Origin of the sequence: Actinophytocola sp., from assembly GCF_036002505.1 — a bacterium.
GTDB lineage: Bacteria > Actinomycetota > Actinomycetes > Mycobacteriales > Pseudonocardiaceae > DASYTH01.
The window spans coordinates 1-6,783 of the sequence record NZ_DASYTH010000252.1 but is presented as its reverse complement, the minus strand read 5'-3'; the positions used below and the strand labels follow the sequence as shown (position 1 = coordinate 6,783).

At 70.0% G+C, this 6,783-nt stretch carries 6 protein-coding genes and 1 pseudogene; 2 read left to right on the top strand and 5 right to left on the bottom strand.

The window, feature by feature from the left end:
• Nucleotides 1-112: 112 nt before the first annotated feature.
• Together VGR06_RS22615 and VGR06_RS22610 are read right to left on the bottom strand one after the other, a co-directional pair.
• Nucleotides 113-781: a DJ-1/PfpI family protein gene (locus tag VGR06_RS22615; protein ID WP_327561106.1), complete on the bottom strand. Its 669-nt coding sequence runs from the start codon at nucleotides 779-781 to the stop codon at nucleotides 113-115.
• Between the two features lie 11 nt (nucleotides 782-792).
• A complete protein-coding gene (locus VGR06_RS22610) occupies nucleotides 793-2,343 on the bottom strand; it encodes a GMC family oxidoreductase (protein WP_327561105.1) in 1,551 nt (516 codons plus the stop codon).
• Nucleotides 2,344-2,621: 278 nt separating this feature from the next.
• Here VGR06_RS22610 and VGR06_RS22605 point away from each other — a divergent pair, with 278 nt between their 5' ends.
• Nucleotides 2,622-3,881 (top strand): MFS transporter, encoded by a 1,260-nt coding sequence (locus tag VGR06_RS22605; RefSeq protein WP_327561104.1) that lies wholly within the window; start codon nucleotides 2,622-2,624, stop codon nucleotides 3,879-3,881.
• A 5-nt stretch (nucleotides 3,882-3,886) separates the two neighbouring features.
• On the opposite strand, the gene VGR06_RS22600 is transcribed toward VGR06_RS22605, so the two are convergent.
• Entirely contained in the window at nucleotides 3,887-4,513 is a 627-nt protein-coding gene (locus tag VGR06_RS22600) for a response regulator transcription factor (RefSeq protein ID WP_327561103.1), read from the bottom strand.
• A 417-nt stretch (nucleotides 4,514-4,930) separates the two neighbouring features.
• Between VGR06_RS22600 and VGR06_RS22595 the strand changes: the two genes are divergently transcribed.
• On the top strand, nucleotides 4,931-5,077 hold the full coding sequence (locus VGR06_RS22595; RefSeq protein WP_327561102.1) for a hypothetical protein: 147 nt from the start codon (nucleotides 4,931-4,933) through the stop codon (nucleotides 5,075-5,077).
• Nucleotides 5,078-5,783: 706 nt separating this feature from the next.
• Here VGR06_RS22595 and VGR06_RS22590 read toward each other — a convergent pair.
• Both VGR06_RS22590 and VGR06_RS22585 read right to left on the bottom strand, forming a co-directional pair.
• Nucleotides 5,784-6,263 carry a recombinase family protein gene (locus VGR06_RS22590; protein ID WP_327561101.1) on the bottom strand — a complete coding sequence of 160 codons (480 nt, stop codon included), beginning with the start codon at nucleotides 6,261-6,263 and terminating at the stop codon, nucleotides 5,784-5,786.
• Nucleotides 6,264-6,315: 52 nt separating this feature from the next.
• A pseudogene (locus VGR06_RS22585) lies at nucleotides 6,316-6,771 on the bottom strand (SAM-dependent methyltransferase); the annotation flags it as partial.
• Nucleotides 6,772-6,783 lie beyond the last annotated feature (12 nt).

The following is a 6,783-nucleotide window of genomic DNA, read 5'->3' as shown; positions in this document are numbered from 1 at the left end:
GGTGCCCACGGGATCGATCTGCCGCACCGTCTCGCTGAACAGGCTCAGGAACAGCTCCCTGTCGGCGACGTTGAAGCTGTCTACATAGGACTGAACGGCCGCTCGGACCGGCTCAGCGTCCGGCATGGCCGGCTCCCTTCGACGTGGCCGCACTGGCCGAACCGACCAGTTGGTTTCGCTCGATCTCACGGGTGAACGCGCGCAGGAACTCGCCGACGACCTCGGGATGGCGGGCGGTCACCAGGGTGCCGTCCACGACCACGTCCGCGGTGGCTCCGTCCGCGTACACCACGGTGCCGCCCGCGTTCTCGACGTCGCGAACGATGTTGTGCGCGCACGTGACCCGGCGGCCCCGGAGCAGCTCCGGGTCGGCGCACCACAACCACAGGGCGTGGCACAGCGCGCCGGTCACCAGGCCGGGCGTGGCCGCCGCCGCGCGCAGGAACCGCACCGCGGGCGCCGTGGCCGGCTCGGCCGGCCCGTGGACCTTTTCCTGGTACCGCAACCGGTCCATGGCGTACCCGCCGATGGCGATGAGCCCGCGGTAGGTGCCGGGGTCGGCGTCCGCGACGTCCCGGGTGACCGTGACGTGCTCGGCCGCCCGGCCACGCTCGGTGTTGGACCAGAAGGTGAGCGAGTCGTGGCCCCACAGGCGGGACAGGTACTCGACCGCGTAGCCCTGGCGCGGCAGGGCGGTGTTGAAGGCCCGGAACTCGTCCGGATCGAAGTGCTCCTCGACGAGCACGCCGACCGTGCCCCGGCGCTGGTTGCTCTGTGGCATCCCTGGTTTCCTTATCTGCCAACGGTTTCGCGCCCGGCCGGTACCGTGCGCGCCATACGGTCGCCGGCCAGCCACGCCGCGGCGCGCTCGCCGATGACGTAGCAGGTGAGGTTGGGGTTCGCGCTCACGTGCGTGGGCATCACCGAGGCGTCGACCACGGTCAGGTTCTCCGTGCCGTGCACCCGCAGGTACTGGTCCACCACGGCGAACGGGTCGTGGCTCGGGCCCATCCGGCAGGTCCCGACCGGGTGCCAGATCGTGGCGGAATGCTCGCGCAGGTAGTCCAGCAGGGCGTCGTCGTCATCGACCTGCCGCGCGGTGAGGGTGTCCACCGTCCCCTTGCTGAGCGCGCGGACCGGCGCGGAGTTGGCGATGTCCCAGCACAGCCGCAGCCCGTCCAGGGCGATGCGCTGGTCTTCCGCCGTGCCGTAGGAGTTGAGCACGACGCTCGGCTGGGCGTGCGGATCGGCGGTGGTCAGGGAGACCTGGCCGCGGCAGTCCGGCTTCTGCAGGACGCTCATCACGCTGATCGGCCGGTGCGTGGCCGGGACGTACCGGCTGACGAAGTAGAGCTGCATGTTGTTGAACCGGGCGGTCCCGGGGGCGGTGTAGCGGACGAGCACCTGCACGTCGGGGTCGTTCGGATCGGTGACGCCGGGCTTGGGGACGAGGCCGACGGCGATCTGCTGGTGCTCGATGAGGTTCGCGCCGACGTTCGGCGCGTCGAGGACCACGTCGATGTCCAGCGCGCGCAACGGGTCGGGTGCGCCGACGCCGGAACGGAGCAGCAGGGCCGGGGTGTTGATCGCGCCGGCGGACAGCGAGATCTGGTCGCCGTGGATCCGTTCCAGGCGTCCCCGCGACTCCACCTCGACCCCGATCGCGCGCACCCCGTCGAACAGCACCCGGTGCACCAGGCAGCCGGGCCGGATGGTCAGGTTCGCGCGGGTCCGCGCCGCGGCCAGGTAGGCGTCGGCCGCCGAGACGCGCCGGCCGCCGCGCCGGTTCATGGGAATCGGGCCCACGCCGGTGCTGCTCGGGTCGTTGTGGTCGGACACGTACCGGAAGCCCTGGTCGAGGCAGGCCTCGAGGTAGGCCCGCTGGAACGGCACGAGCTCCCGCTCGGTCCACCGCACGATCGGAACCGGCCCGCCGCGGGCGTGCGACGGTCCGTCCGCGTCCTGATCGTCCTCGATTCCGCGCAGGTAGGGCAGCACGCGCCGCCACCCCCACTCGTCGTTGCCCAGGGCGGCCCACTCGTCGTAGTCGCCCGGCACGCCGCGCAGCGCGATGGCCCCGTTCACCGCGGAGCACCCGCCCGTGACCTTTCCTCTGGCGTAGGGCAGCCGGCGACCGGGCACCACCTCGGCGTCGTAGCCCCAGTCGTGGTCGGCCACCGAGACGGTCAGCGCGTTGGCCAGGTCCGCCGGCAGCAGCGCGGGATCCGGCCAGTCCGGACCGGCCTCCAGCAGCAGGACGGTGCGGGCCGGGTCCTCGCTCAGGCGCGCGGCCAGCACGCATCCCGCGGAGCCGGCGCCCACGATGATGTGGTCGAAACCCATGATTCCTCCCGCGTTGTGAACCGTCCGCGAAGGTCGTTCGTGTGGACGAAATAGTAGTTCTCCGGTCGCGTCACGGATGCTTACCTTTTTCCGGTTCAGCTGTCCCCGGAAACGGTGACACAGCCGGTCGCCTGAAACGGGACGATGTGCCGGTCGGAACCGTTTCATAGGGTGGTCCGGTCAAGCTTTCTTCGGCGGACGAGTCGCCTGTGGAGTGCGCATTGTCAGTGCCCGTCCAGCAATTTCGCACCGATTCCCCACGGCATCGGGCGCGGCCCGTGCCGCGCCGGCACACGGCGTGGCTGGTGTGGGGTGTCGGCGTCACCGCCTACTTCGTGGCGGTCGTCTACCGGACCAGCCTGGGCGTGGCCTGGCTGGACGCGACGGCACGGTTCGGCATCGGCGCGTCGGCCCTGTCCACCTGCATGATCACGCAGGTCATGCTCTACGCGGTGCTGCAGATCCCCGCCGGGCTGCTGGTCGACAGGTACGGCCCGCGCCGGGTGCTCTGCGCCGGCATCCTGCTGCTCTGCGCCGGCCAGCTCTGCTTCGCCTTCGCCACCACCTTCCCCGCGGCGCTCGCCGCCCGCGCCGTGCTGGGCACCGGCGACGCCATGGCGTTCGTCAGCGTGCTGCGGCTGGGTGCGAGCTGGTTCCCCGGCCGGCGCAACCCGCTGATCGTGCAGCTCACCGCGCAGATCGGCATGGCGGGCAGCCTGGTCTGCACCGAGGTGCTGTCCTGGATGCTGTTCCGGGCCGGCTGGACGCCGACGTTCGCGGTGAGCGCGCTGGCCGGCCTCGGCATGCTGGGCGTCGTCCTGCTGTTCGTGCGGGACAACCCGGAGCCGGTCGTCCGGCCGGGCCGGGCCGCCCGGCTCCCGGTGCCGGCGCAACTCCGCGCGGCCTGGGCCGAGCCGGGCACCCGGATGGGCATGTGGGTGCATTTCACCTGCCAGTTTCCCGGCATGTCGTTCCTGCTGTTGTGGGGACTGCCGTTTCTCGTTCTCGGGCAGGGGTTGTCCAGGCCGGCCGCGAGCGGTCTGCTGAGCCTCGAGGTGATCGGCAACATGGCGTTCGGGCTGCTTTTCGGTCAGCTGGTCTCCCAGCGCCAGGGAATTCGAACCCCGCTGGTGCTGACGGTCATTCTGGGGACCGGTGCGTCCTGGGTGGTCGTGCTGAGCTGGCCGGGCGGCCGGGTTCCGATGGCGCTGCTCGTCGTTTTCGTGTTCCTGCTCGGCAGCAACGCGGCGGCGTGCCTGGTCGGGCTCGAGTACGCCCGCCCGGTCAACCCGCCGGAGCGGACCGGAACGGCGCTGGGAATCGTGAACATGGGCGGCTTCTCCGCGACCGCCCTGACCACGCTGGGCATCGGCGTGGTGCTGGACTGGTGGACACCCGACGGAGCGGGCTACTCGCTGCCGGCGTTCCGGGCCGCGTTCTGCGTGCTGTTCGTTCCGATGTTCCTCGGACTCCGGCAGATCCTGCGGCTGCGGCGCCTCGCCGCCCGGCGTGAAGCGGAGATCCGCGGCGCACCGTGACGTGCCTACGCGATGGTCGGGACAGCGTGGCGGTCGCCCGGGCCGTTCGGCGCCGGACCGGGGACCGCGTCGATCAGTCCGAGGGAGACCGCCATGCGCGTCAGCTCGGCCTTGTTGCCCACCCCGAGTTTGGCGCGGATCCGCTTGACGTAGGTGTCGACCGTGGCCTCCGCCAGGGACAGCCGGCGGGCGACCTGCCGGTGGGTGAGCCCCTGGGCGACCAGCCGCAGCGTGCCGATCTCGCGCGCGGTCAACGATCCCGGCACGACTCCGCAACCGGCCGCGGCCGCCCCCGGCGAGACCAGTTCGGCGTCCAGCCGCGAAGCAAGCCCCGGCGCCAGGTAGAACGCGCCACGCCACACGGCCGCGACAGCCGCCCGCAACTCCTCACCGCTGACGTCGACGCCGACCACCCCGCGCACCCCGGCCCGCACCGCCGCGGCCAACGTTCCCTCCGCACGGCCCTGCAGGACGACCAGCACCCGGTTCGGCCGGCAGTCACCCACCAGCCCGCCCAGCCCGGTCAGCCGCGCGGACCGCGGGACCACCACGACCACGTCCGCGCGGTCCCACTCCGACGGATCAAGCAACTTCAACCCCGGCCGCGACTTGATCATCACCTCTAGCCCCAACCGGAGCACCTCGTGATCCGCCCTGACCGAAACGCCGACAGCCCGGCCCGGGTCCCCCCTCGCCAAGCCACCCGGTCCAATGTCGCACTCCGCCACGCCGCCCACCCCACTTCCACGTCCCCGGAACCGCCGGCCGCGATCCACGGCCCAACTCTCTCGGACCGAACCGATCAGATGGTCAGCTGCCACCCCTCAATTGATACTCGATTTACAGATCACGCCGGCCCGAGCGGCCACCAATACATCACAAGAACGCAAAATCCCCGCCCGCGCCCGACCCGCCCGTCACCCGGCCACGTAGCATTCAGATATCCACCTCACGGCATGCACTACCGGTGTTCAGCGCGGACACCGGCACCGGGATCAGGGGCTGTCAACTTTTCGGTGTAATTAGTTGATCTCGTTACCTTGTTGATCTTGGTGGTGGGGTTTGCCAATGGCCAGTTTGTTCTGGTTCTGGCCCACTTTGCGGTGCGCCACGAGGCGCTGTTGGTTCGGATGGAGGTGAGAGACCGTCCATTGCTGGGTCGTCGTAGCGGCCTGGTGAAGCTGGAGGCAGCCTGAGCCGGGGGTCGCCGGGGAGGGTGGGAGCAGCCTCGACAAAGTCGTGTCGGTCCAGGACTGCCGGATGGGCCGGGTGCGGTGAGCGAGACGGGAAGGTATACGACAAGAAACCGGTTGTGTTACGCCTCTTGATGGGCCATCAGCTCTAACTCGGTGGATGTGGGCTGGGTCGCGGTGCGTACCCGTCCCTCATTGCGGATGGGAACTCCAAGCAGGGTCTCGAAAGTCTGGGCTTGGAGGCCACGGTAAATTATCTACGGCGTAGCCGTGGCGATGCCGCAGGAGATGTTTCGTGCCGACCGAGAACCCGCGCGCACTGTCGCGAACGGACTCATGTTTCGCGCCGGATGCTGAGCGGTCGTCGGAGGGACGGAATACCGTTGGCGCTACTCGTGCACGGCCGCTGCCGGGCGGGACGCCCGTTCCGGACTGTCGCCCGCGCTGCCGCCGAACCGTTGGCAGCGCGGGCGACAGCGGGCGCGGTGACCCCCGTCGGCGGTAGCCCGGTATCCCGCCTCGGCGAGCCGCCGGTTCGTGGTGACAAGTGGCCACTCCGACGCCTGCGGACCGGGGCTGGCCGGACCGCCACGACCACCCGCTCTGCTTGAACGGGGATAGCCCTCCCGCCGGAGTTCATCGTTGACTTCCCGCTGCAGCGCCGTGATGACGCCGGTCGTCAACCCGTCCGAGTAGTGGTTCGCGGCCATCACGCGGCCCGCCGTTGATCGGGCGGCAGCGAATTCGCCAAGTGGTCTTTGGTCCTGGCCGAGGATGCGACGTGCCACGAGCGCCGGTCGGCGGCGGCGAACTCTTCGGCGGTCACGAGCGGCGGGTGAACCCACACCTGCGACAAGACCCAGTCAGTTCGCGGAGTCCGCTTGCCGTGGTGGGTGCGTCCCCAGACCTGTCGGCCGAGGTACTTCGGGTTGCGCAGGATTGCCCGCACCATCGCCACCGTCCACCCGCCGGGCTCGCCCGTCTCGGGGTCGAACGGCGCGGGGTAGCGGGACGCGGCGAGTCGGCGACGGATCTCCGTGGTGGACAAGCGATCCTCGCCCCTCCACACGAAAATCATCCGCACCGTGGATGCTTCGACCGGTTCGATCAGCCGCCGGGTGCGCCAGCGCAGTCGTCGGCCTGCCGGAGTGACCCGGACCCGCCGGGCTCGGTAGCCGTAGGGCAACATACCGAGCAACGGCCCGCCAAGGGTCCACCGCGTCCGGGATCCAGTGCAGCATGCCGACCATCAACACGGCCAGGGGCGCTTGGAGGTCGAGCAGGCGCCGCACCGGCTCCGAGTCGAGCACCCTGTCCGTGTCGACCATGTCGGCCAGCACCACATCGACCCGATGGTCGGCCTCCAGCATCAATTCGCCGTGCGCCACCGCGACCGGATCGATGTCGACGTAGACCACCCGGCATTCCGGAACCACCCGTTGGGCGATCTCATGCACGTTGCCCACGGTGGGAATGCCCGACCCGAGGTCCAGAAACTGACGGATTCCCTGTTCGGCACAGAACCGAACCGCTCGGCCGAGGAACGCCCGGTTCTGCTGCGCCGCCCGCTCCGCCTCCGGTATCACCTCGACCAGCCGGTCGGCCAACTCCCGATCAGGCGCAAAGTTGCACGCGCCGCCAAGGAAATAGTCATAGATCCGCGCGAGATTCGGCTTGTCGACGTCGATGCTCGCCACCAGCCGGTCAGG